This window comes from Streptomyces sp. NPDC029169, assembly GCF_055563935.1.
Map to the genome: position 1 here is coordinate 706,105 of NZ_JBVHXA010000001.1, position 23,691 is coordinate 729,795.

Genomic DNA, 23,691 nt, shown 5'->3' on the forward strand with positions numbered 1-23,691 from the left:
CATGCCACTCCCCCGCGACTACGGCGGTCAGACCTGCGCCCTCGCCCGCTCCATGGAGGTCGTCGGCGAGCGCTGGACCCTGCTGATCGTGCGGGATGCCTTCTTCGGGGTCCGCCGTTTCGGCGAGTTCGCCGCCCATCTCCGGCTCCCCCGCGCCGTCCTCGCGGACCGGCTGGCCGGCCTCACGGATGCGGGCGTCCTCGCCCGCCTGCCGGACACGGGACGCCGCGAGGTGTACGCCCTGACCCCCAAGGGCATCGCGCTCTGGCCCGCCGTCCGCGCGCTCACCTCCTGGGGCGATGAGTTCTACGCGGCGGGCGGCGGCCCGCGCCGCGTCTTCCGCCACGCCGACGACGACGCCCAGGTCGCCGAGGACGGCCGCTGTACGGGCTGCGGGGCATCGGTCCCGGTCGGCGACCTCCTCGTGACCCCCGGCCCCGGGCTCGGCCCCGCGGCCGAGGACGACGACCCGGTGACGGCGGCTCTGGCCCGCCCGCACCGGCTGCTCCAACCCTTGCTCACACCGTCCACCACGCAACGCTCCCCGAGAGGTCCGCACTCATGAAGATCCTGGTCGTCGGCGCCGGAGCCACCGGAGGCTACTTCGGTGCCCTGCTCGCCCGTTCCGGACAGGACGTCACCTTCCTGGTCCGTCCGCACCGGGCCGCCGTCCTGCGCGAGCGCGGTCTGCGCATCACGGGAGGGGACGATGAATGGTCCCTGGAGCCCCGGCTCGTCACGGCCGACGCGCTGACCACTCCGTACGACCTCGTCCTCCTCTCGGTGAAGTCCACGGCCCTGGAGCAGGCGATCGAGGACATCGCTCCGGCCGTCGGCCCGGACACGGCGATCGTGCCGCTGCTCAACGGTCTCGCCCATGTCGACGCCCTGAACGCCCGGTTCGGCGCCGGACCGGTCCTCGGCGGCGTCGCCAAGGTGGTCACCACCCTCAGCGACGAGGGGGACATCGTCCGCCTCGCGCCGCTCGCCCATCTGACGATCGGCGAGCAGGACGGCTCGCCCTCCGCCCGCGTGGAGAAGATCCGGTCCGTGCTGAGCGAGGCGGGCATCGACGCCGTGGTGCCTGAGGACGTGATGGCCTCGATGTGGCACAAGTGGGTCTTCATCACCACCTTCGGCGCGGTGACGAGCCTGATGCGCGGCACGGTCGGCGAGGTCAACGCCGTACCGGGCGGAGCGGAACTGGGCCCGGCAGTCCTCGCGGAGGCGGCGGCGGTGTCGGCCGCGGCGGGCCATCCCGTACCGGAGCCGGAACGGTCCGCGACGCTCGGCATCGTGACCGCGACCGGGTCCCCGATGGTGCCCTCCCTCTACCGCGATCTGGTCGCCGGCCGCCCGACGGAGGTCGAGCACCTCTTCGGCGACCTGGTGGCACGCGCCCGCGCCCTGTCGGTACCCACCCCGCTGCTCGACCTGGCGACCCTCCACCTGCGCGTCCACCAGGCACGGGTCTCGGCTGCCTGAACCTGTTGTCAGAGGCTCCCGGAGCGCGTAGTTCTTGCCTACCGGCTGAGCCATCCCCGCAGGAGCCTGCTCACGGCCGGCATCGCCGCGTACGTCATCAGGACGTTGAAGACGCAGGCGATGACCGCGCTGCTGAGCACGAGGGGCAGCGCGGTCAGCCGGGGCACGAGGAAGTAGCTGCCGAGCAGGGAGATCGGGTAGATCGCCAGGGTCGCGCTGATCGCCATCTTCCAGCGCGGCGGCGCCGGCCGCGTCGAGCCCGGCTTGGCGAACCAGGTCTCCATGCCGGTCAGTCTCCGCCGGGCGATCTCGGTGTGGTGGTGCCCCTCGCAGTCGGCGAACCAGGCCGCCCGCTCGGGCGACTCCTGCCAGGCCCGGCAGGCCTCCGCGTCCCGGAACCGGTGCACGAGGAACCAGGGGGCGTCGCCGCCGGAGGAGCGGAAGAGCCCGTAGCCGAGATGGCCGGGGAAGGCGGCCGCGCTGTCGAGGATGCCCTTCGCCCACCGCTCGAAGGCGGCTTCGTAGCCGGGCTCCACCCGGCGGGCTATCAGCAGGGTCACCTCGCCGGTGTCGGCGGGGACGGTGGCGTGCTCAAGACTCACCGCGGTCACTCGTACTCCTCGTGATCACACCGCGCCCGCCCTCACTGTACGCGGCGCGGGCAGCCCGGCGGACTCCGGACCTTCGGCCTGGGGCGGGCCGCCGCACGGCGGTTCAGTGCAGGTCGGCCCGCGCGGGGGTGTCGTCGAGGAAGCCGCCCGACTGGTGCTGCCACAGCTTCGCGTACGCGCCGCCCGTGGCGAGCAGTTCCTTGTGCGTGCCCTGCTCGACGATCCGTCCGCGGTCGAGGACGACGAGCCGGTCCATGGTGGCGACCGTGCTCAGCCGGTGCGCCACGACAAGGGCCGTCCGCCCGGCCATGAGCTGCCAGAGCGCGTCCTGGACCAGGATCTCGCTCTCGGAGTCCAGGGCGCTGGTCGCCTCGTCGAGCAGCAGGATCGGGGCGTCGCGCAGGATGGCCCGGGCGAGCGCGATCCGCTGCCGCTGTCCGCCGGACAGCTTGACGCCGCGCTCGCCCACCATGGTGTCGAAGCCCTCGGGGAGCGCGTCGGCGAACTCCGTGACGTGTGCCGCCTCGGCGGCGCGGCGGATCTCGGCGTCGGTCGCGCCCGGCCGGGCGAACGCGATGTTGTCCCGCAGCGAGCGGTGGAACATCGCCGGATCCTGCGGCACGTAGGCGATCAGGCTGCGCAGGTCGGCCTGGCGCAGCCGGCTGATGTCCTGACCCCCGATCAGGATCCGGCCGGCGTCGATGTCCGTCATCCGCAGCAACAGGCGGGTGAGCGTGGTCTTGCCGCCGCCGGACCGGCCGACGAATCCGATCTTCGCTCCGCCGTCCACGGCCAGGTCGAGGCCCTCGAAGAGCGGCTCGGCGCCCGCGTGGGCGAAGGTCACCTTCTCGAAGCGCACGTCGGCGCCCTTCGACAGCAGCGGTTCGGGGGATGCCGGGTCGACCACCGTCGGCGGTTCGAGGAGGAGTTCGGTGAACTGCGCGGCCTCCGTCATCGAGCTCTCGAGGCGGCGGTAGATCTGGTTGAACTCGAACATGATCCGGGTCGCGTTGGCGTAGTAGGTGAAGGCCACGACGACGGCCTCCACGCCGTGCTCTCCCGCGCCCAGCGAGAGGGCGAGCACCAGGCCCAGTACGTTGGTCAGCACCGACATCGGCGCGACCAGGGTGTCGATGCGCAGGTTGCCGTAGTCCCACGAACGGAGCGTGAGCCGCCGCGACTCGGCGACGCGGGACCGGTGCTCGGCGGCCTCGCGTTCCTCGGCGGCGAACGACCGGACCGTGTCCATGTTCATCAGACTGTCGGCGACATGGCCCGACACCCGGGCGATCGCCTGCTCCCGCCGGGCGACGAGCGCCTGGCGGCGACGGATGAGCGGTGTCACGCACAGCGCCGTGACCACGATCAGCGTCAGGAGCCCGATCACGAGCAGCGGGTCGTACTGCCACAGCACCACCGAGGCGAACACTAGCGGCACGAAGCTGCCCATGACCGAGAACGTCAGCGTGTCGACGAACTCCTCGAATCGGGAGGCGAAGCTCAGGACCCGCTTGGTCAGCGACCCGGCGAAGTTGTCGTGGAAGAACGCGGCGTCCTTCGCGTACAGCTCGTCCATGCCGATCACGTACAGGTTCTCGATGCCCCGGGCGTCGAGGCGGTTCAGGCAGTGCAGCCCGACGCGCCACAAGGCCTCCGCGAGCAACAGCACGCCGGCGAAACCGAGAACGTACGGCAGCATCGAACCGATCGCGGCACCGGCGCCCTCTCCCCCGGCGATCCGTCCGACCAGCTTGGCGACGACGAGCGGGGCGATGTAGTAGATGCCGATATTGCCGATCGCCGGCAACAGCATGGCCGGCACGGTCAGCCACCGGAGCCGGGCCAGTTCCCGTCCGTAATAGCGAAGTGCGAGGAGTACCGAGCCCCTGCTCGGTAACCCTTCGGACGATTGAGCTGATTCCATCTCAAACCCTGTGCTGTCGGACCGACGAGTGACAAAACGGAGTGTCCCGCGAAGGGCCCCGCGCGGTCCAAGCGTTTTCGCAGCGCCGCCGCCGTGTACTCGCCATTCCGAGGAAACGCGCTTGCGCCGGGGGTAGCTCGATCGCCCCGACCGGTCGGCTGGAGTGGTCTCGGGTTCTGCTGTACTTGCCAGGGGTCTGTCCGGCACTCTGGATCATTCCCCGAGCCTGGTGGCCGGCCGGCCACCAGGGCACACCGCAGCAAGTGGCGCCGATGCGCGCAGGAGGGAGCGCACGTCATGATCCTCCCGAAGGTCCGGGACCCTCGCTTCGTGACGATCCGCCGTGGTGGGACTCTCACTGATGCGGATCACCGTCTCCTCGCTCTGTGGGCTGCCTCGTGTGCAGAGCACGTCCTTGGCCTCTTCGAGTCGGCCCAGCCTGGGGACCCGCGACCGCGTCAGGCGATCGAGCATGCCCGGGCCTGGGTGCGTGGCGAGGTCAGGATGATGCAGGCTCGCGCGGCGGGCGGCCATGCGATGGGGGCAGCCAGAGACCTGCGCGGGGCGGCACGGCATGCCGCGTACGCCGCCGGCCAGGCCGGGGCCGTCGCCCACGTCGCCGCGCACGAGCTCGGCGCGGCCGCCTACGCGATCAAGGCAGCACGCGCAGCGGCACCGGAAGGCGAGAGCGAGACCGCGGGGCGACTCGAGTGCCAGTGGCAGCGCGATCAGCTCCCGGAGGCGATCCGCGAGCTCGTGCTTGATGACCAGAGGTTGCGCAACGACATCTGCTGGTCGGTGTTCGACTGTTGAGTCGGATTCTGCTGCGCGATGACACGGGGAAGCCCTGAGCCGCTTTCAGCGGCTGAGATCGGCCAGGCTGTCGAGTGCGGTGTCGATCTCTGCTGGAGTGTTGATGACGGCGGTGCCGATGCGGGTGTAGGTCGAGGTGGACAGCCGCACGCGGCGGGCGGCGGCGTGGTCGACGACCTGCTGATGGGTGTGTCCGGCCACGCTGAAACACGTGATGCCCGCTGACAGCCCCGCGTCGGCAGGAGTGTGCACGGTGACCCCGGGGATGCGGCTCAGTCCTTGCTTCACCCGCGTCGACAGCTGTGTGATGCGGGCGGCAACGCGTGCTCGGCCCAGCTGCTCATGCAGCGCTACCGCCACCGGCAGGGCGAAGGCATGCTCGAACGCCAGAAACCCGCCGGGTGACAGGGCCGCTGCTCCTCCGCTCCCGATGAAGCTCACGAAGGTGGGCCGCAGCTGGTCGAGGACGTCCGGCGCCACCCACACCAGCCCCGTTCCCCTGGGACCGAACAGCCATTTGTGCGTTCCGGCGATCACCACGTCCGCGCCCAGGCCGGCGGCATCCTCGTCGACTGCCGCCAGCCCGTGCACGCCGTCGACGACCAGCAGGCACCGGTCGGCAGGACTGCGCCCTTCATTGGCCCGTCGCACCGCCTCGGCCACCGCACGCACCGGCATCCGAAGCCCCGTGCTGGACTGCACCCAGGTGATCCCCACGACTCTGGTGTTCGGGCGTATCGCCTCGCCGACTGCCGCTGCGATGCCGTCCGCCGTCGCGGTGGCCGGATCGGCGAACCAGGAGACCAACCGCACCGTGTTGCCATGCTTTTCTGCGGCCAGTCGGGCGGCGGTCCGATGGGAGATGTGGTCGTGCTCCGTCAACAGGAACTCTTGTCCCCGACGGGTCACGACGCCGTTGTAGACGACACCCAGCCCGATACTCGTGCTCGCCGTCATCGCGATGTCCTCGGCCCGGCCTCCCACATAGGCCGCGAGGGCCTGGCGTACCCGGGGCCATCCGGTCGGACCGTCGGGCAACGCCATCCCCGTGGGCACCGACAGAGGATTGGCGTCGACCTGTGCACTCAGATGATCCACCGCGTCCCGCACCACCTTCGGATGCGAGGCCAGGTAGAACAACGCAAGGTTCGCCCATCCCGGCTCCAGACGAAACTGCGCCCGCAAGGCGTCCCAGTCCACTCGCCCATCGGGCGTAGTGACCGGCCGCTCCCGCGGTGTGCTCGCCCCTGCCGCGCAGGCGCTTGGCACGAGGGTGACCGCCACCGCTCCCGCAGATCTCGCCAGCAGATCACGCCGACTCGTCATCGACATCCAGCACCCCTTCACACCGCGACCGGCGAAACGGTGGCGGAATAGCTGCCGGTGCCCTTCTGGGATCGAGGTTACGCAAGGCGGCTGCGAGTGCCCACAGCACCATGACCCAAACGGCCGCTGTCCGTGAAGCGATGTCAGGTCAGACACCTTTCTCCGGCGGATCGCTCTCGCCGCCCAGTGCACGGCGAGTCTTGTCGAGCATCTCGGGCATCTCACACACGCCAGAGACGGTCGGATCTGCCGGTGCAAGGCCGTCGCGACCCGCGAGGCGTACTCGGCCGCACCCATGGAGGACGGCCTGGAAGCCAGTGAACGCGGCGCCGGCGCTCTTGGGGTACGCGGCCGCCGTGGGCGTCGCTGCCCCCACGTCTCAGGCACCCGGCCATACGGACCACGGCGGCGGCACGGATCACCCGGAAGGCTCCCGCCGCCATGATCTCCCGGACGCCGCTGTAGTACCAGGTCGCGCTGCGCGAGCCGGGGACTCCGACGCCGTAGGTCTGGACCGCCCGCCGTACGGCAGGTTGGGGGCGCGGCCACGCCGGGACGCCGCGATGACGCATCCTCACCTGGTGTTATCTTCCTCTCAGTGCAGGGTGGGGAGGCCCCCTGTTGCCTTTCCGCTACCAAGCTCTCCTATGGTCGTGAAGCGTGATCTCAGGCAAGGTCCGTCGCGACGACCACACGGGAGCATTGCTGCGGGCAACGCTCCTCGTGATGGTGCTTGCCGTATTCGCGATGCACGCCCTGGCCTCACACCAGCAGGCCCACAGCGGGCACGCCGCCGCGTTCCCGCTCATCGAAGCAGGGGACAAGACGCAGCACGCTCACGCTGACGTCACCCCCGGGGACGCCACCAGAACCCCGCACAGCCGGGACGACGAATCCCCGTGCGACCACGGCGGAGCCGGAGAGAGCTGCCTGGCGCTGCTGTGCATATTCGCCGCCCTGCTCGCGTTCGCCCTCAGGCACGGGGGCTCCAACCGCGTCCTCTACGCGCTCCGCCGATGGGCAGCACCCACGCACCCCTGGATCAGCCGCAGCGGCGACCCACCATGCATACACCGACTTTCGATCCTGCGCTGCTGAGAGCTACGCCAGCGCGACGCCGGCACCACTGGTGCCGGCGCGGCTTCCGCCTGCTCTCATCCACCCAGATCTGAAAGGCCTTACCCACATGACCACCGTTCTCGAGCCCGAGCGCCACCAGACTCCCGCCTCAAAGCCACGCCGCCTCGCCTTCGACAAGAAGTCACTCCCGGCTCGCTACAGCGGCCAGATGCTCTACTTCATGGGCGCCGCCCTCATCGCCGGCGCCGTCGTCCACTACCCGATCGATCCGTCTCTGTACACGATCATCTGCGTCGTCGGCGCCTTCGTTTTCCTCCTCGGCACCATCGTCAACGAGTTCGTGCTGGCCGACGAGCGTCCGGCGCTGAGCCAGGCAGTTTCCTTGGTCGCGTTCTCCCTGCTGCTGTCCTTCGGTGTCGGTCTGGTCGGCGGCGGCATCCAGCACTTCGAGCAGTTCCCCGAGCGGAGCGCTTGGATGACCCCCATCGGCCTGCTCATGTCGTACGTCGCGTTCGTCGCCAAGGACTCCAAGGGCCGCTGGCGGCACCTCGTCAGCCCGTTCGCGGCCGCCGTCGTCGTCATCTCGGCCGTGGCCTGGCTGGGCATGACCGCCCTCGCCGGCACCATCAGCTCCGATGGCCACAGCCACGACCACGGCTCCACGACCGAGACCCCCGCGGAGCAAGACCAGGCTCCCGTTGAGCAGGATCACCCGGCACAGGTACCCGCCGAGTCGGCAGAGGATGGTCATACGTCCCATAGCCACTGACCGCGGTCCGGCAATCCTCGGGCTCTGCCTGCCCGAGGTCGCCGACGTACCGTCCCGGGGGACAGTCCGCGGGCCGCAGCCCGGCGGGAGTCACGTCGACGAGCCGCCCGACCGCCGCCTTCGACGGGAGCCCCGCCGCCGCGCCGAGGGCGTGGGGGCAGTACGCGGCGAGCTCATCGGCGGCAACGTCGACGCGCAGGGCGCCGCTCGCGGCGCCCTCGGCGACGAGATCCCGCACAAGCTCCATGAGCCGCCGGCCGACGGCGGCAGGCGGGGCCACGGTTGATGGCCATATCGCCGCGCGTGCCCCAAGCTCGCCCTCACCGCTCATGTGATCGTCTCCGTCGGCTGGTTCGGCGCGGTCGCGGTGTTCCTCGCTCTCGCCGTGACCGGACTGACCGCGCAGGACGCGCTGACGGTACGGTCGGTGTACGTCACGATGGGCGTAACCGGCTGGTACGTGATCGTGCCGCTCTGCTTGCCTCCCTGGCGACAGGCGTCGTGTGGACCTGGGCCCAGATAGCCGACCCGGCTGACGGAGACAGCGTCAAATGACAGTTTGCGCCCATGAGTCGGCTGAGCACTGGGAGAGGCACAGCGTCCTCGTCGGCCAGAGCGGCCGGCGGCTTCGGCGGAGACGGTGATCTGCCCGGTGATGGCGTGCGCCATCCGGCGGCCGGACGCGGCTGCCGCCGGCTGGAGGACGTGCTGACGACGTCGATGGGTTCCCAGTCCATCGCCGGGATGCTCATCCGGAAGATGCGGGTGCTCTCCGGGCACCTCATGGTGCTCCGTGCACCTCGTTCGCTGCCGGTCACGGCAGTTGCCGCCGTCCGACCCGCGCCGACCGCCCTGGTCCCCGACTGGTCCCCAAAAACGATCTCGAGGCCGTATCGGATGCTTCCGATACGGCCTCTGACCTGCGTAAAGCAAGTCGGGACGACAGGATTTGAACCTGCGACCCCTTGACCCCCAGTCAAGTGCGCTACCAAGCTGCGCCACGTCCCGATGCCCGTGCCCCCGGTTCGTCCCCGGTGGCCGCGTGCAAGAGAACATTACCTCACTCCGTGCGACGCCGGGACACACCCTCGGTTGGTGGCGCTTGGCATCCGCGCAGGCCGGGGCGGGCTCGGGGGCAGAATGGGGGTGTGGACAGGAAGCGCAGGGACCGGGACGCGGAGGGGCGGGCGCGGAGTGGGCGGCCCCGGGACGGGCTGGGGCGGCCGTTGCCGTACGGGACCGAGGGGGTGCCGCGGCTGCCCGAGGGCGTGGTGCGGACGCCGGCGGAGACCGTGCGCGAGGCACAGCGCCTGCTCGATGCGGGGATGCCGTTCCACGCCCACGAGGTCTTCGAGGACGCGTGGAAGACCGGCCCCGCCGCCGAGCGGGACCTGTGGCAGGGGCTCGCGCAGCTGGCGGTGGGGCTCACGCATGCGGCCCGGGGCAACGCGGCGGGCGGGGCGCGGCTGTTGCTGCGCGGTGCCGCCCGGATCTCCGGGCAGCCCGATCCGTACGGGATCGATGTCGGCGGACTCGTCCTATGGGCCCGCGCGTTGGCGGACCGGGCGGGCGAGGTGACGGACGCCGCCGCCGAGGCACCGCGTCTGCTCGGGGAGTGACGCGGCGCCCGGGACGGGCGGGTCACCAGGTGAGCGTCAGCTCCAGGGGCGAGCGGTGGATCATGGTCGGCCGCATCACGACTTCCTGGTCCTTCGCTAGGCGCAGCCCCGGGAAGCGGCGGGTGAACAGCTCCAGGGTGAGCCGGAGTTGGGTGCGGGCGAGCTGAGAGCCGGGGCAGCCGTGGGCGCCGTGACCGAAGCTGACATGGCGGGTGGGGCTCGCGGGCCGGGTGATGTCGAAGGTGTCGGCGTCCCGGTGGCGTGCCTCGTCGCGGTTGGCCGAGCCGTAGGCGACGAAGACGGTGGCACCGGCGGGCAGTTCGGTGCCGGCGAGCTTGACCGGCCGGGTGGTCGTACGGCGGAATCCCTGGACGGCGGTGTCGAAGCGGACTGCTTCCTCCACCGCCCCGGGTATGAGTGCGGGCCGCGCGCACAGCAGCTCCCACTGGTCGCGGTGGCGCAGCAGATGGAGCAGCGTGCTGCCGATCAGAGCGCTGGTGGTGAGGTGTCCGGCGATGAGGAAGTTCTGCAGGTTGGCGACGAGTTCGCTGCGCTGGTCCGTGGTGAGTTCGCGGGGGCCGGGCCCGAGGCCGGTGTCGGGGGCGAGGGCGGCGACCATCGCCGAGCAGAGGTCGTCGCGCGGGTGGGCGCGCCGGTCGCGGGCGTAGCGGTCGAGGAGGTGCTGGAGGGCGACCACGTCCTCGGCGGCGGCGAGCTGTTCGTCCTCGACCATGGGGCGGAAGAGGAGCTGCTCGGCGCGGTGTCCTCCGTGCACCGCGGCGGGCACGTCCTCGGGTGCGAATCCGATGAGCCGGCCGATGACTGCTCCGGGGAGCTTGCGGGCGTAGGACGCCATCAGTTCGGTGCGGCCGTCGGCGGCGAAGCCGTCGACGAGGGCGGTGGCGACCTCGGTGGCGTACGGCGTGAGGGCCGCGACGCGCGCGGCGGAGAGGCCGCGGTTGATCGGCGCGCGGTGGCGGCGGTGGGCGGCGCCGTCGGTGGAGACGACGGTGGGGCGTGCGCCGAAGCCGCGGGCGAGGACGCCGAGGACGGCGGGGGTGGGCAGGACGTCGGGCCGCAGGGCCTGCGCGGAGGAGAAGTCCTGGGGCCGCAGCAGCACTTCGCGGACGTCGGCGTCCCGGGCGACCAGCCACGCGTCGAGTTCGGGGACGAAGGTCAGACCGTCGGTCTGTCGCGCACGTGCGTAGAGGGGGTACGGATTGCGCTGCAACGCGTCGAGCAGCTCGTGACGTGCGTGTGCGTGCGGTGCGGGCGGTGCCTGCGGTGCGGGCGTTGTCGGGTCCACGCGGTGCCTCCGGAACGGGAAGGTGCGGAACTCGGGCAGGTGCGTACACATGTGCGGTCCCCGCCATGGTGACCGGCTCCGCGTGCCCTGGCTACGCCCCGGTGGCGTTCAGCGCGCGCTCCAGCACGGAGGTGTGGCTGAGGGACGGGTCCTTGGCGGCGGTGAGGAGGGTGACGCGGCCCTTCGCGGCGAGGGCACGCAGCCGGTCGAGGGCCTCGGCGGCCGCGGGTTCGGCGAGCTCGCTCTCGTACCGCCGGCAGAACTCCTCGTACGCGCCCTCCGTGCCGTGGTACCAGCGGCGCAGTTCGGTGGAGGGGGTCAGCGCTTTGGGCCATTCGTCGACGTGGGCGTCGTCCTTGGCGAGGCCACGCGGCCAGAGGCGGTCGACCAGGACCCGTACGCCGTCGTCGGGTGACGGGGGTTCGTAGATCCGTCGGACGCGTACGTCGGGTGCGGGGGAAGGCATGGGTCCAGGGTGCCGGAGGGGCGGGCGGTCACACGTCGAGGCGCGCCCTGCGGGCATCAGCGTGCGGGCCTCAGCGCGGGCAGGAGTACGGAGTCGACGAAGACACGCATCGTCGAGGCGTCGGCGAACCGCTCCTCGAAGAGCCGCTCCATGCGGAGCATCCCGAGGAAGCAGGGGGCGACGAAGCCGACCGCCGGATTGTCCGGGTCGATCTCGCCGCGCTCCACGGCCCGCCGCAGGATCTCGTCGAGCGCCGCGATCTCGGGGCTGATGACGGTCTCGCGGAGCGCCTCGCGCAGATCGGGGTACTGGACGTACGCCTGGCTGACGGCCTCCATCAGTTCGGCGTCCCGGTCGCGGCGGGTCGCGGCGAGGTGGGCGGCCTCGCGGAGGTCACCGGCGAGCGAACCGGTGTCGATGCCGGTGAAGAACGGGCACCGCTGCTTGGCGAGGGCGGCCGTGACGAGCTTCGGCTTGGTCCCCCACTGCCGGTAGAGCGTCGCCTTGCCGCACTTGGTGCGGGCCGCGACACCCTCCATGGTCACCGCGTCGTAGCCGCCCTCCCGGAGCAGGGAGAGCACGGCTTCGTAGAGCTCGGTCTCCCGCTCGGGGGTGATCTTGCTGCGGCGGGCGGCGGCGGTCGCGGCCTGCGTGGACATGGCTTCCTCCCGGACAGCTCTCTGCTCATACGAGGGTAGGGGCTGCACAATCGAGACGCAAACGTTTCGAGACGCTTGCGTCTCGATGAATTCGGATCTAGGCTTCCCCCGTTTGTTGGCAATTCGACCAAAAGGGGCCGCGCCACCATGGCTGCCGGGATACGCGGGATACCGGGGACACGTCCCGCGGAACCGGAGCCGACCGCTACCCCGAGACCGCGCCTGGTGCGCGAACTGGTGCTCGTCACCGCGCTGTTCCTCGTCTACAAGTGCGGCCGGCTGTTCGCCAACGGCCACGAACTGAGGGCCTTCCACAACGCCGACCGGATCTGGGACGCGGAGCGGGCCGTCCATCTGCCCGGCGAGGGCTCCGTTCAGGCGCTCCTGATGCACGGCGAACCGCTCGTCCGGGCCGCCAACACGTACTACGCGGCCGTGCACTTCCCGGCCACGATCGCCTTCCTGGCCTGGCTCTACTGGCGCCGGCCCGCCCACTACGTCTGGTCCCGCCGGGTCCTCGCCCTCCTCACCGCCGCCGCGCTCGCCCTGCATCTGCTGATGCCGCTGGCCCCGCCCCGGATGCTCCCCGCGACGGGGCTCGTCGACACCGCGCGGGTCTACGGACCGTCGGTGTACGGCGCGAGCCCGGCGACGGACTCGATGGCGAACCAGTTCGCCGCGATGCCGTCGCTGCACTTCGGCTGGGCGCTGATGGTCGCGATCGGCCTCATCGCCGCGACCCGCGCGCGCTGGCGGTGGCTGTGGCTGCTCCATCCGGCGCTGACCCTGCTGGTGATCGTCGGCACGGCCAACCACTACTGGCTCGACGCCCTCGCTGCGGCGGCCCTCCTCGGTCTCGCGCTGGCGGCGGTACGGGCGCTGGGCACCGGCCCTCTCCCGCGTGCGGCGGGGATGCTGCGATGAGCGGCCTCCAAGGCACCGTGGCGGCCGTCCTCCTGTCGCTCGTCTCCGCCGCTGGGTACGCCCTCGCCGCGGTCGCCCAGTCCCGGCTCGCCGCATCCTCCGACGGCGGACGCGGCGCGCTGCGCGCGTTGCTCGCCCGCGGCCAGTGGTGGTGGGCGGTCGGCCTCAACGCGGCGGGCGCGCTCGCCCACGTGGCCGCGCTGCACTACGGCCCGCTGACGCTCGTTCAGCCGCTGGGGGCGCTCACCCTGGTGGCGGCGCTGCCCCTCGGGGCGTACGGGGCGCGGCGGAGGGTGACCCGTGCGGAGTGGCGGGGCGCGCTGTGGACGCTGGCCGGCCTCGTCGGCCTGATCTCGGTCACGGGCCCGGCAACCCCGGGCGACGCCCTCAGCGTCCGCGAGGCCCTGATCGTCGCTGCGGCGACAGCGCTGATGATCGCGATACTCGCTTCGGGAGGGCGGTACGGGGGGCGGTACGGAGGGCGGTTTGAGGAGCGGTTTGGAGGGCGACGCGAAGGCACGGGTTCGCGAGCGCGGGCACACACGGGCGCGGGCGCGCGGGGCGGCGGCGGTGCGGGCGCGCGGGGCGGCGCGGGCGCGGGCGCGCGTACGGCCCCGCAAGGCGGCGTCGGTGTGGGCACGGGCTCGCGGGGCGGCGTCGGCTCAAGTGCGGCCCCGCAAGGCAGCGGCGACGCGGCCTCGCCGGGCGGCTCGGGCTTCCGGGCCGGTGCCGATGCCGGGGCTCGATCGCCGGGTGGTGTCGCGCGGGGCCGGGGGCTCCGGCATGCGACGGCTTCTGGGATCGCCTCCGCGGTCGGCTCGGCGCTGACGCAGACGCTGACCGCCGCGCTCGCCCGCGAGCTGCCGGGCGGTGCGACGGCCTGGTGGCAGACGGCCCTGATCGCGGTGCTGATCTCCGCCTTCGCGGTAGGCGGTCTCCTGCTCTCGCAGACCGCCTACCGGGGTGGCCTCGCCGCGCCCCTGGCCGTCGTCAACCTCTCCAACCCGGCCGCCGCGGCGGTCATCGGCGTGGCGCTGCTCGGCGAGACCTTCCGCGCGGGGGTGTGGGGCTGGCTGGTCGCGGCCGCCGCCTCGGTGGTGGCGGCACGCGGGGTGGTGCTCCTGACGACCGGGGCGGGACCGGCCACCGCGCCCCCGCCCCCGCCCCCGTCCCCGGTCACCGCCTCCGGACAGCCCCTCCCCTTCCCCCGTACGGACGACGCCTCACCCACCCCCGCGCCGGAGCCCGCACCCGTCGCCGGGTGAGCCACACCTCACCCACCCCTTCAGCGGCCGCTCCCCAGGTCCGTCGACGGCCCGCAGCCGCCCTGCTCCCCACGCACGGCCGGTTCGAGCCCGAAGAGCGCGGAGTACGTCTCGCACGGATGTCGCCCGCCCGGCGCCGGCCCTTCCATGCCTGGATAGGCGAACTATCCTTGGGGGCCGGAGTAGAACTCCCCGGTACCGTGTCAAGACGATGGGAACGGTGAAACGCATTTGCGCCTCTCCGAGTTGAGCGCCCGCAGCGGCGTCTCCGTGGCCACCGTGAAGTACTACCTGCGCGAGGGACTCCTGCCCCCGGGCACGCCCGTCACCGCGCGGCAGTCGGAGTACGGCGAGGAGCACCTGCGCAGGCTGCGGCTGGTCCGGGCGCTCCTCACGGTCGGCGGGATGACGATCCAACAGGCGCGGGACGTCCTGGCAGTCGCGGACGACCCCGCCTTCGGCCGCCACGAGCGCATCGGCATCGCCCAGTACATGCTGGGTCCGCAGATCTCCCCGCCCGACGCCTCCGACCCCGAGCGCGCGCTCTGGGACGAGGTCTTCGCCGAGATGCGCGGGCTGCTCACCGAGATGGGCTGGCGGGTGTACGACGAGGCTCCCGCGCTCGCCGCGCTGACCCGGGCGGTCATGACGCTCCGCGCACTGGGCTACAAGGGCGGCGCCGAACACATCCGCCGGTACGCCGAGGTGATGCACCCGATCGCCACCGAGGAGTACGCGGCGATGGAGGAGTACCCGGGCCTGGAGGAGGCGATCGAGGCGGCGGTCGCGTACACGATGCTGTACGAACCGATCCTGCTGGCCCTGCGCCGCCTGGCGCACGAGGACGTCTCGGCCCACCTGCACCGGATTCCCCCACCCCCCGAATCGCCGATTTCGTCATCTTGACGAAAAGAGCCTGCACCCCTAACGTCAAGATGACGACAAGGGGGAGTTCCTCATGGCCGACATCACCCGCCGCGCCGGCTGGCGCCATCTGCGGTCCGCGCCCACCGCCCACATCCGCCACCACCGGCGCGGACGCCTGGTCCACGACGGTACGGGTCTCAGCTTCTGGTACCGGTCGCTCTCGGCCGCGCTCTCCGAAGTGCCGGTCAACGACCGGGAGCTGGCGATGGCGTTCCACGCCCGGACCGCCGACTTCCAGGACGTGAGCGTGCAGTCCACCGTCACCTACCGGATCGGTGAGCCGGAGGCGGCGGCCACCCGCCTCGACTTCTCCATCGACCCGGACACGGGCGCGTGGCGCGGTGCGCCGCTGGAGCAGATCGCCACGCTGCTGACCGAGACGGCCCAGCAGCACGCCCTCGACGTCCTTGCGCGCACCCCGCTGGCGGCGGCGCTGGTCGACGGCGTGGCAGCCGTACGGGACCGGATCGCGGACGGGCTCGCGGCCGAGCCGCGGCTGCCGGCCACCGGGATCGAGGTGGTGGCGGTACGGGTGGTGGCGATCCGTCCGGAACCGGAGGTCGAGCGGGCGCTGCGCACGCCGGCCCGCGAGCAGATCCAGCAGGAGGCGGACCGGGCGACGTACGAGCGGCGGGCCGTCGCGGTCGAGCGTGAACGGACCATCGCCGAGAACGAGCTCGCCAGCAAGATCGAGCTCGCCCGGCAGGAGGAGCGGCTCGTCGACCAGCGCGGTACCAACGCGCGGCGGGAGGCGGAGGAGAGCGCCGCCGCCGACGCCGTACGGGCGGAGGCGGAGGCGGTACGGAAGGTCCGGCTCGCGCGGGCCGAGGCGGAGGCGGCGCGCGAGGTCGGCGAGGCGCGGGCGGCGGCGCAGGCGGCGTGGCTCCGGGTGCACGGGGAGGTCGACGCGGGGACACTGCACGCGCTGGCGGCGACCCGGGCGGCGGAGAACCTGCCGCGGATCGAGAGCCTGACCCTCTCCCCCGATGTGCTGACCGGGCTCCTCGCCAGGCTGGGTAGCGGCGGGACGTCGTCGTGAGCCTGGCGCCGCGCGCGGTGCTCGTGCATCGCACCACGGAGTACGAGGAGTTGCTCGCGCGGCACGGTACGCACGGGCAGGCGGCGTTCTTCCTGTCGAGCCGGGGCCGGAGCATCGAGGAGGTGCGGCGGCGGCACGAGCGGAACCGCCGGGGCCTCGCGGAGGTGGCGGCCGCGGTGCCGTTGCAGTGGCGGCACGCGCGCGTGGAGCGGGCGGATCTGGACCGGTTCCTGTTCGGCCCCGAGGACGTGGTCGTGGTGGTCGGGCAGGACGGCCTGGTGGCCAACGCCGCCAAGTACCTCGACGGACAGCCGGTCGTCGGCATCGACACCGACCCGGGGCGGAACCCGGGGGTCCTCGTCCGGCACCGGGCGGCCGACGCGGGGGCGTTGCTGAGGTCGGCGGCGGCCCCGGAGACGGGCGTGGACGAACTCACGATGGTGGAGGCGGTGACGGACGACGCGCAGCGGCTCCTCGCCCTCAACGAGATCTGCCTCGGCCCGCCGAGCCACCAGACCGCGCGCTACGCCCTCGCGGTCGAGGGTGATGGGCGCACGGAGTCGCCGCCCGAACCCCAGGCCTCCTCGGGCGTCCTGGTCGGCACGGGTACGGGCGCGACGGGCTGGCTCCGCTCCGTCTGGCACGAGCGCTCCAGCCCGCTCGTCCTCCCCGCCCCGACGGCCCGCCGCCTCGCCTGGTTCGTCCGCGAGGCCTGGCCCTCCCCGACGACGGGCACGACGCGCGTGGAGGGCGTCCTGGCCGACGGCGAATCCCTCCGCCTGACGGTGGAGTCGGACCGCCTGGTCGCCTTCGGCGACGGTATGGAATCGGACGCCCTGGAACTGACGTGGGGCCAGACCGTCCGGGTGGCGGTCTCGGGGACGACCCTGAGGCTGCTGGGCTGAGCGGCGGGGGCGTGACGGGGTGTGGCGGGGGGCCGTTCGGCTACCGGACGGCCCCCCCGGCCGGAAAGCGTCGTTCCCGTCCGTGAGGCTCCCCCGCGCTCGCTATGCTCGGGGCACTTTGACCGGTTCTGATACATCCTCGGCCGCCGAAGGAGCCCCTCCATGACCCTCCACGTCTCCCCGGCGCGGCTCGAGGACTGGGCGGTCGTACGGGAGTGGGCCGCCGCCGAGGGGTGGAATCCGGGGGCGGCGGACGCGGCCGCGTTCTTCGCGCAGGACCCCGAGGGGTTCTTCCTCGGGAGGATCGACGGCGAGCCCGTCACCGCGATCTCGGTCGTCAACTACAGCGACCGCTACGCCTTCCTCGGCTTCTATCTCGTCCGCCCCGACCGGCGCGGCCTCGGCCACGGTCTCGCCACCTGGCGCGCCGCCCTCGCCCACGCCGGCGACCGGACCGTCGGGCTCGACGGGGTGCCCGACCAGCAGGAGAACTACCGCCGCTCCGGGTTCTCCACCGTCCACCGCACGGCGCGGTACGTCGGTGAGCCCAGCGCCCCGGAGACGCCCGCCCCGCACGTCGTCCCCGCCCGGCACGTCGACCCCGCCGCCCTCCTCGCGTACGACAGCGCCTGCTACCCCGCCGACCGCCCCCGTTTCCTCTCCCCGTGGCTGGCCACCCCCGGCCACCGGGCCCTCGCCCGGGTCGTCGACGGGCGGCTCACGGGGTACGGCGTGGTGCGGCCGGCCGAGGACGAGGCCCGTGTCGGCCCGCTGTTCGCCGACACGCCCGCCGACGCGGCGGCCCTCCTCGACGCCCTCGCCGCCGAGGCGCGGGCGTTCGGCTCGGCGCGGATCGCGATCGACATGCCCGAGGCCAATCCGGCGGCCGCCCGCCTCGCGCTGGATCGCGGCCTGGAGCCGACGTTCGAGACGGCGCGGATGTACACCGGGCCGGTCAGGCCGATCGCGCGGGACCGGGTCTTCGGCGTCACCACCCTCGAACTCGGCTGAAGCACCCCTCCCACTCGGCTGACGCACGGCACGACACACCCCTGGACGCCCCCACCCCGCACCCCTTCCCCACCCCCTCCCCTCACCCCCTCGGGGCGTGACAAGGGTTTTCCCCGTATCGGGTTCATCTCCTCGTTCCCTACTGTCTGCCGCACCGGCAGATACCATCCTCCGACCCGCCTGTCAGGTGCATGTGGAGCGGTGGGTAGTGTCCGCCGGTGACGGCCTTGACCCGGGCCGTCGCGTCGCCGGTGGCGGCGCACGGGCTCCCCAAGCCCAGGGAACGACGGAACGCGACCCCACTCCGCCCGTGGCTCCCGCGCCGCCGCCACTGCTCCGCACCTACGTCGTGCCTGAAAGGGAACACCTTGAACAGTTCCAGGCGGAGAGTCATATCCGTCGTGGTCGCGAGCGCCGCGATCATCGGCGCCGCTGCCACGTCCACCGGGGCGTTCGCCGCCGCCCCGGTCGCTGCCACCCCGAAGCCGGTTCCGGCCTCGCAGGCGATGACCGCGCTGCCCAGCGCCCCGGTCGAGAAGGTCATCGTCACCTACAAGTCCAGGACCGCGGAGGCCGGTTCCAACGCCGCCGCGAAGAGCGACGCCGCCGCCAAGGCCGCCGAGACGGGCGAGAGCCTCGCCTTCGAGCGCCGCCTCGCCGGTGGCGGCGCGCTGATCGACCTGGGCGACAGCGCCACCAAGCAGGACGTCGCCGAGGTCATGGCCGCCTTCCGCGCCGACCCGCAGGTCGCCTCGGTCGAGCCCGACATCCGCGCGTACGCGATGGCGGTCACCCCGAACGACACCGACTACGCCAAGCAGTGGGACCTCTTCGAGGCCACCGGCGGCATGAACGTCCCGACCGCCTGGGACAAGACCACCGGCTCCGGCGTGACCGTCGCCGTCATCGACACCGGCTACGCGGCCCACTCGGACCTGGCCACCAACGTCGTGTCCGGCTACGACTTCATCTCCTCCTCGGCCGACGCCCGCGACGGCAACGGCCGTGACGCCGACGCCAAGGACGAGGGCGACTGGAACGCCACCGACGGCGAGTGCGGCACCGGCTCCCGGGCGTCCAACTCCTCCTGGCACGGCACCCACGTGGCCGGCACCATCGGCGCGGTCACCAACAACACCAAGGGCATCGCGGGCATCGCGTACAACGCGAAGATCCAGCCCGTGCGCGTGCTCGGCAAGTGCGGCGGTTCCTCCGCCGACATCGCCGACGCGATCACCTGGGCGTCCGGCGGCAACGTACCGGGCGTCACGGCCAACCCGACCCCGGCGAAGGTCATCAACCTGAGCCTGGGCGGCGCCAGTTCCACCTGCCCGAGCGTCTACCAGAACGCGATCAACGGCGCCGTCTCGCGCGGTACCACCGTCGTCGTCGCCGCGGGCAACAGCAACGCCAACGCGTCCGGCTTCACCCCCGCGAACTGCGCGAACGTCATCAACGTGGCGTCCACCAGCCGCGAGGGCAACCGTTCGTTCTACTCGAACTACGGCACCATCATCGACGTCTCGGCCCCCGGTGGCGAGACCCGCCGCGCGACCGACACGCCGGGCACCATCACCACCCCCGAGAACGGCATCTACTCCACGCTGAACTCGGGCACGACGGTCCAGTCGACGGAGAACTACAAGCCCTACCAGGGCACCTCGATGGCCGCGCCGCACATCGCCGGTCTCGCCGCGCTGCTGAAGTCGGCGAAGACGAGCCTCACGCCGGCCGAGATCGAGTCCGCGATCAAGGCCAACGCCCGTCCGCTGCCGGGCACCTGCACCGGTGGCTGCGGCGCCGGCATCGCCGACACCGCGAAGACCGTGGACGCCGTCACCGGCACCACCCCTCCGCCGACCGGCACCGTCTTCACCAACGCGAACAACGTGACGATCTCCGACCACACCACCGTGTCGTCCTCGATCGCGGTCACCGGTCTCACCGGCAACGCCCCCGCCACCCTCAAGGTCGCGGTGGACATCAAGCACACCTGGCGCGGGGACCTGGTCATCGACCTGATCGCCCCCGACGGCACGGTGCGCAACCTGAAGGCCTCCTCCGGCTCGGACAGCGCCGACAACGTGCTCACCACGTACACGGTCGACGCGTCGAGCGAGGTCGCCAACGGCACCTGGAAGCTTCAGGTCCGCGATGTGGCCTCGGGTGACACCGGCTACATCGACTCGTGGAGCCTGACCTTCTAGGCCCACCTGAACCACCCCCCACAACAGCATCATTGCTGGTCAGCGGCGCGCTCGTGGTCTACACCACGGGCGCGTCCTGGCGTGGGGGCCGCCGAACGCTGTCCGTATGCCGGACAAGGGGCCTGGACTGCGCCGGTACGCTCCGTATTCTCTGCCCCACGGGGCTCACGGGCAGGGCCCGAGTGCCGGAGGGTGGTGGACAGGTGACGACAACGCCGCACCTTTCTGCGCCGGTGGGCCGGGGGGAGCTGCTCTCCCGGCTCGAGCGCGTGCTGCACTCGCGCGGACGCGCCCTTCTCACCGGCCCCGCGGGCGTCGGCAAGACCGAAGTCGCCCTGGCGGAGGCGGCGCGGGCGGAGTCCCGTGGCGAGACCGTCCTGTGGTTGCCGACCCTGCCGTCCGACCGTGACATACCGGGCGCGGCGGCAGCCGCCCTCGTCGCCTCGGCGGCGGCGACGGTGACCTGGCCCGGAGTGGCCGACCCGACGATCCCCGCCCTGCCCGAGCCCCCGGCTCGGAGCCGGGCCGCCGACGCGGGCCCGACCGGCACCACGACGACAGCGACGGGTCGAGGCGGGACCCCCGCCGGCCAAGCGCCCCGCAGCGGAACGTCCGCCGGCCAAGCGGGCGGCGCATGCGCACCCCGCAGCGGCACCCTCGCCGGCCAAGCCGGCGGCACATCGGGGTCCCGCGGTGGCGGCTCGCTTGCGGGCGTGCCCGCGCCGCGCGGCGACCACGCGTCCGAGGGCGACCCCGCGCGCCCCTCGGATCCGGCCGGCCACGCACGCCACCAGGAGGGTGCCGACGGTCTCCGTAGGGCCGTCGGGTCGGTCACCGCCTCCGGGGTCTTCGACGGGCTGCCCGGGCCCCAGCGGACCGCCGTGGCGATGCTGTGCCGCGAGGCGCCGCTGCACGACGGCGGCTGGGACCCGATCGCACTGCGCCTCGGCATCGCCCAGATCCTGCGGGCCCTCACCGCCCGCGGCCCCGCCCTGCTCGTCGTCGACGGCGTGCAGCACATGGACGCCGACAGCGCCGACCTGCTGCGCTTCGCCCTGCACCTGGCCCCGCCCGCGCTGCGGGTCATCGCCGTCGAGACTCCTGAGACGTACGGCACCGAGGACGGCCACGACACCCGGCTCTGGGTGCCGTCGGAGGCCGACATCCTGCTCGTACCGCCGCTGCAGGCCGACGAGATCGCCGAACTCCTCATCCACCACCGGCTGCCCTCCCGGATGGCCGGCCGCATCCACAAGGCGAGCGGCGGCAATCCCCGCCTCGCGCTCGCCGTGGGCCGCTCGCTGGCCGACGCGCGCACCCCCGTCCATCACGCCGAGGCGCTGACCCTGTCCGGCCGGGCCCGCGACCTCGCGCGGCAGCTCCTGGGCACGGCGCCGCCCGACGTCCGGGAGACGCTGCTGCTCGCCGCCCTCGCGCTGCGCCCCACGGCGTCGCTGATACGTCGGGCCGGCCGGCCCGACGCGGAGGCGGACCTCGCCGTGGCCGAGCGCGCAGGGCTGGTCTCGGTCGCCGAGGACGGCACGGTCGCCTTCACCGCCGGGCTGCTCCCCTCGACGCTGGTCCACGACGCCTGCTGGGGCGAGCGCAGCGCCGGCCACGCCGCGCTCGCCACGGTGGTGGACGACTCGGTGGAGGCCGTACGGCACCGGGCGCTGGCCAACGACATCCCCGACGAGGCTCTCGCCGCCGAGGTCGCCGCGGCCGCCGATCTCGCGCGGCGGCGCGGCAACAGCGCGCTCGCCGCCGAACTGGCGCTGCTCGCCGCCGAGTCGACGCCCGTGCTCCACGCCGAGCAGCGGATCGGGCGGCTCGTGGACGCAGCCGAGGAGGCCGCCCGCGCCGCGCGGGCCGACCTCGCGATGCGGGCCGCCACCGATCTGCTGGCCCGCGACGCCGCCCCGTCCGACCGGGTACGCGCCCGGCTCGCCGTCCTCGACACCGCCGGCCAGGGGCTGACCGGCCTCGACGAGATGTACGTGCACGCGATGGAGGACTCCGAGGGCGACACCGCACTTCGCGCGGGCGTCCTCCTCCGACTGGCCGTCAAGTACGTTCTGGCGGACGGGGATCCGCTGCGCTCGCGGGCCGCGGCCGTCGAATCCGCCGCGCTGGCCGCGTCGGTGGGCGATCCCCGGACGGCGGCCCAGGCCCTGACCGTACAGGCGCGGATGGACCGGGCGCTCGGGGCGTCGGACGCGGAGTCGGTCGTGGCTCAGGCGCGGGGCCTGGAGATGGCCGAGCGTCCGCTCGGAATCCGTAACGCCGCACAGATCCTGACGATCCGTCATGCGCTCTTCGACGACCGGCTGACCGACGCCCGCGACCAGGTGAACGCGCTGCTGCCGTTGGTGCAGCGGCGCGGTTCGGTGGAGGACACGATCGAGCTGTTCTCCACGCTCGCCGCGATCGAGTCCCGGATCGGGGCCTGCCCCGCGTCGCTCGTGCACGCCGGCCAGTCACTCGCCCTGACCCTGGAGGCAGGCCTCTCCCCCGGCCCTGCCTGGTACACGCTGGCGCTCGCGGAGACCGCCGGCGGCAGCTTCGCCCGGGCGGCCAGCTACGCCCGGCGCAGCGTCCAGGCGTCGGAGGAGGAGGGCGACCGGGTCTTCCTCTCCCGCAGCCTCTACGCCCTGGGGCGCGTCCAGCTGGTCAACGGCGACGTCGCCTCGGCCCTGGAGACCCTGCGCCGGGTGCAGGCGAACGAGCGGGCGCAGTCGACCGTCGACCCGTCGATGCTGCGCTGGCACGAGGAGCTGGCGGAGGCCCTGCTCGCCAACGACGCGGCCCCGGAGGCGGTGGAACTCCTTGACGGGGTGCGTCCGGTGGCCGAGGGCCTGGGCCGTACGACCGTACTCCTGGGCTGCGACCGGGCGTACGCCCTGTATCTCGCCGGGTGCGGACGGACCGACGAGGCGGCGGAGCTGCTCACCCGCACGGCCGAGCGGTTCGCCGAGGCGGGGCTGCCGCTGGAGCACGGGCGGGCGCTGATCTCCCTGGCCCGGGTGGAGCGGCGGCGTCGGCGCCGGTCGGCGGCGCAGAGCGCGCTGCACGCGGCGGCCACGGTGTTCGAGCGGGCCGGGGCGGCCCCCTGGCTGGCGCTGACGCGCGAGACCCCGGCCGGGGAGGACTCCCTTCCGGCGCTCTCCTCGCTCACGGACGCGGAGCTGCGGCTCGCCCATCTGGTGGGTCAGGGCGCCAGTAACCAGGAGGCGGCTGCCAAGCTGTATCTGAGCGTGAAGACGGTCGAGGCGCGCCTCACCCGGATCTATCAGAAGCTGGACGTCCGCTCACGGGCCCAGCTCGCGACGGCCCTGCGCGGCTGACACCGGTCCTC

General features: G+C 72.7%; 21 protein-coding genes and 1 tRNA gene. 15 read left to right on the forward strand and 7 right to left on the reverse strand.

The annotated features are described in order from the left end of the window. Window position 1: 1 nt before the first annotated feature. Both ACZ4VI_RS03045 and ACZ4VI_RS03050 read left to right on the forward strand, forming a co-directional pair. Window positions 2–565: a winged helix-turn-helix transcriptional regulator gene (locus ACZ4VI_RS03045; RefSeq protein WP_467996044.1), complete on the forward strand. Its 564-nt coding sequence runs from the start codon at window positions 2–4 to the stop codon at window positions 563–565. Then, a complete protein-coding gene (locus tag ACZ4VI_RS03050) occupies window positions 562–1,485 on the forward strand; it encodes a ketopantoate reductase family protein (protein WP_467996045.1) in 924 nt (307 codons plus the stop codon). The genes ACZ4VI_RS03045 and ACZ4VI_RS03050 overlap by 4 nt, the downstream gene beginning before the upstream one ends. A gap of 38 nt (window positions 1,486–1,523) precedes the next feature. On the opposite strand, the gene ACZ4VI_RS03055 is transcribed toward ACZ4VI_RS03050, so the two are convergent. Beyond that, window positions 1,524–2,096: an antibiotic biosynthesis monooxygenase gene (locus ACZ4VI_RS03055; RefSeq protein ID WP_467996047.1), complete on the reverse strand. Its 573-nt coding sequence runs from the start codon at window positions 2,094–2,096 to the stop codon at window positions 1,524–1,526. A 103-nt stretch (window positions 2,097–2,199) separates the two neighbouring features. Beyond that, entirely contained in the window at window positions 2,200–4,020 is a 1,821-nt protein-coding gene (locus ACZ4VI_RS03060; protein ID WP_467996048.1) for an ABC transporter ATP-binding protein, read from the reverse strand. A 297-nt stretch (window positions 4,021–4,317) separates the two neighbouring features. Here ACZ4VI_RS03060 and ACZ4VI_RS03065 point away from each other — a divergent pair, with 297 nt between their 5' ends. Continuing rightward, a complete protein-coding gene (locus tag ACZ4VI_RS03065; RefSeq protein WP_467996050.1) occupies window positions 4,318–4,833 on the forward strand; it encodes a putative immunity protein in 516 nt (171 codons plus the stop codon). Window positions 4,834–4,878: 45 nt separating this feature from the next. Here the strand turns inward: ACZ4VI_RS03065 and ACZ4VI_RS03070 are convergent, their stop codons facing one another. Continuing rightward, window positions 4,879–6,033, reverse strand: a complete 1,155-nt coding sequence (locus ACZ4VI_RS03070) for an aminotransferase class V-fold PLP-dependent enzyme (protein ID WP_467996051.1) — start codon at window positions 6,031–6,033, stop codon at window positions 4,879–4,881. Window positions 6,034–6,819: 786 nt separating this feature from the next. On the opposite strand from ACZ4VI_RS03070, the gene ACZ4VI_RS03075 reads away from it, so the two are divergent. The 3 genes from ACZ4VI_RS03075 (at window position 6,820) to ACZ4VI_RS03085 (ending at window position 8,294) form a co-directional block, all read left to right on the forward strand. After that, window positions 6,820–7,257 carry a hypothetical protein gene (locus ACZ4VI_RS03075; RefSeq protein ID WP_467996053.1) on the forward strand — a complete coding sequence of 146 codons (438 nt, stop codon included), beginning with the start codon at window positions 6,820–6,822 and terminating at the stop codon, window positions 7,255–7,257. A gap of 88 nt (window positions 7,258–7,345) precedes the next feature. Further along, complete coding sequence (locus tag ACZ4VI_RS03080; protein WP_467996055.1) at window positions 7,346–8,008, forward strand: hypothetical protein; 663 nt, start codon at window positions 7,346–7,348, stop codon at window positions 8,006–8,008. A 151-nt stretch (window positions 8,009–8,159) separates the two neighbouring features. After that, window positions 8,160–8,294 (forward strand): hypothetical protein, encoded by a 135-nt coding sequence (locus tag ACZ4VI_RS03085; RefSeq protein WP_467996057.1) that lies wholly within the window; start codon window positions 8,160–8,162, stop codon window positions 8,292–8,294. Between the two features lie 648 nt (window positions 8,295–8,942). On the opposite strand, the gene ACZ4VI_RS03090 is transcribed toward ACZ4VI_RS03085, so the two are convergent. Further along, window positions 8,943–9,016 (reverse strand) — tRNA-Pro (locus tag ACZ4VI_RS03090). A 140-nt stretch (window positions 9,017–9,156) separates the two neighbouring features. Here ACZ4VI_RS03090 and ACZ4VI_RS03095 point away from each other — a divergent pair. Next, on the forward strand, window positions 9,157–9,627 hold the full coding sequence (locus tag ACZ4VI_RS03095) for a DUF309 domain-containing protein (protein ID WP_467996058.1): 471 nt from the start codon (window positions 9,157–9,159) through the stop codon (window positions 9,625–9,627). Between the two features lie 22 nt (window positions 9,628–9,649). Here ACZ4VI_RS03095 and ACZ4VI_RS03100 read toward each other — a convergent pair whose 3' ends face one another. The 3 genes from ACZ4VI_RS03100 to ACZ4VI_RS03110 are packed head-to-tail and all read right to left on the reverse strand — an operon-like array spanning window position 9,650 to window position 12,058. After that, on the reverse strand, window positions 9,650–10,984 hold the full coding sequence (locus ACZ4VI_RS03100) for a cytochrome P450 (protein ID WP_467996060.1): 1,335 nt from the start codon (window positions 10,982–10,984) through the stop codon (window positions 9,650–9,652). A gap of 40 nt (window positions 10,985–11,024) precedes the next feature. Further along, entirely contained in the window at window positions 11,025–11,399 is a 375-nt protein-coding gene (locus tag ACZ4VI_RS03105; RefSeq protein WP_467996062.1) for a DUF488 domain-containing protein, read from the reverse strand. Window positions 11,400–11,455: 56 nt separating this feature from the next. Beyond that, window positions 11,456–12,058: a TetR/AcrR family transcriptional regulator gene (locus ACZ4VI_RS03110; RefSeq protein WP_467996064.1), complete on the reverse strand. Its 603-nt coding sequence runs from the start codon at window positions 12,056–12,058 to the stop codon at window positions 11,456–11,458. Between the two features lie 147 nt (window positions 12,059–12,205). Here ACZ4VI_RS03110 and ACZ4VI_RS03115 point away from each other — a divergent pair, with 147 nt between their 5' ends. The 8 genes from ACZ4VI_RS03115 (at window position 12,206) to ACZ4VI_RS03150 (ending at window position 23,680) form a co-directional block, all read left to right on the forward strand. Next, window positions 12,206–12,982, forward strand: coding sequence for a phosphatase PAP2 family protein (locus tag ACZ4VI_RS03115; RefSeq protein ID WP_467996066.1), 777 nt, complete (start codon window positions 12,206–12,208; stop codon window positions 12,980–12,982). Further along, window positions 12,979–14,247, forward strand: coding sequence for a DMT family protein (locus ACZ4VI_RS03120; RefSeq protein WP_467996068.1), 1,269 nt, complete (start codon window positions 12,979–12,981; stop codon window positions 14,245–14,247). Before ACZ4VI_RS03115 ends, ACZ4VI_RS03120 begins: the two co-directional genes overlap by 4 nt. Before the next feature lie 246 nt (window positions 14,248–14,493). Then, window positions 14,494–15,153 carry a MerR family transcriptional regulator gene (locus ACZ4VI_RS03125; protein ID WP_467996070.1) on the forward strand — a complete coding sequence of 220 codons (660 nt, stop codon included), beginning with the start codon at window positions 14,494–14,496 and terminating at the stop codon, window positions 15,151–15,153. Between the two features lie 52 nt (window positions 15,154–15,205). Further along, complete coding sequence (locus ACZ4VI_RS03130; RefSeq protein ID WP_467996072.1) at window positions 15,206–16,213, forward strand: SPFH domain-containing protein; 1,008 nt, start codon at window positions 15,206–15,208, stop codon at window positions 16,211–16,213. Further along, on the forward strand, window positions 16,210–17,118 hold the full coding sequence (locus ACZ4VI_RS03135) for an NAD(+)/NADH kinase (protein WP_467996074.1): 909 nt from the start codon (window positions 16,210–16,212) through the stop codon (window positions 17,116–17,118). The genes ACZ4VI_RS03130 and ACZ4VI_RS03135 overlap by 4 nt, the downstream gene beginning before the upstream one ends. Before the next feature lie 162 nt (window positions 17,119–17,280). Then, on the forward strand, window positions 17,281–18,129 hold the full coding sequence (locus ACZ4VI_RS03140; RefSeq protein ID WP_467996076.1) for a GNAT family N-acetyltransferase: 849 nt from the start codon (window positions 17,281–17,283) through the stop codon (window positions 18,127–18,129). A 506-nt stretch (window positions 18,130–18,635) separates the two neighbouring features. Then, complete coding sequence (locus ACZ4VI_RS03145; RefSeq protein WP_467996279.1) at window positions 18,636–20,336, forward strand: S8 family peptidase; 1,701 nt, start codon at window positions 18,636–18,638, stop codon at window positions 20,334–20,336. Between the two features lie 203 nt (window positions 20,337–20,539). Further along, window positions 20,540–23,680, forward strand: a complete 3,141-nt coding sequence (locus ACZ4VI_RS03150; protein WP_467996077.1) for a helix-turn-helix transcriptional regulator — start codon at window positions 20,540–20,542, stop codon at window positions 23,678–23,680. Window positions 23,681–23,691: the final 11 nt, after the last annotated feature.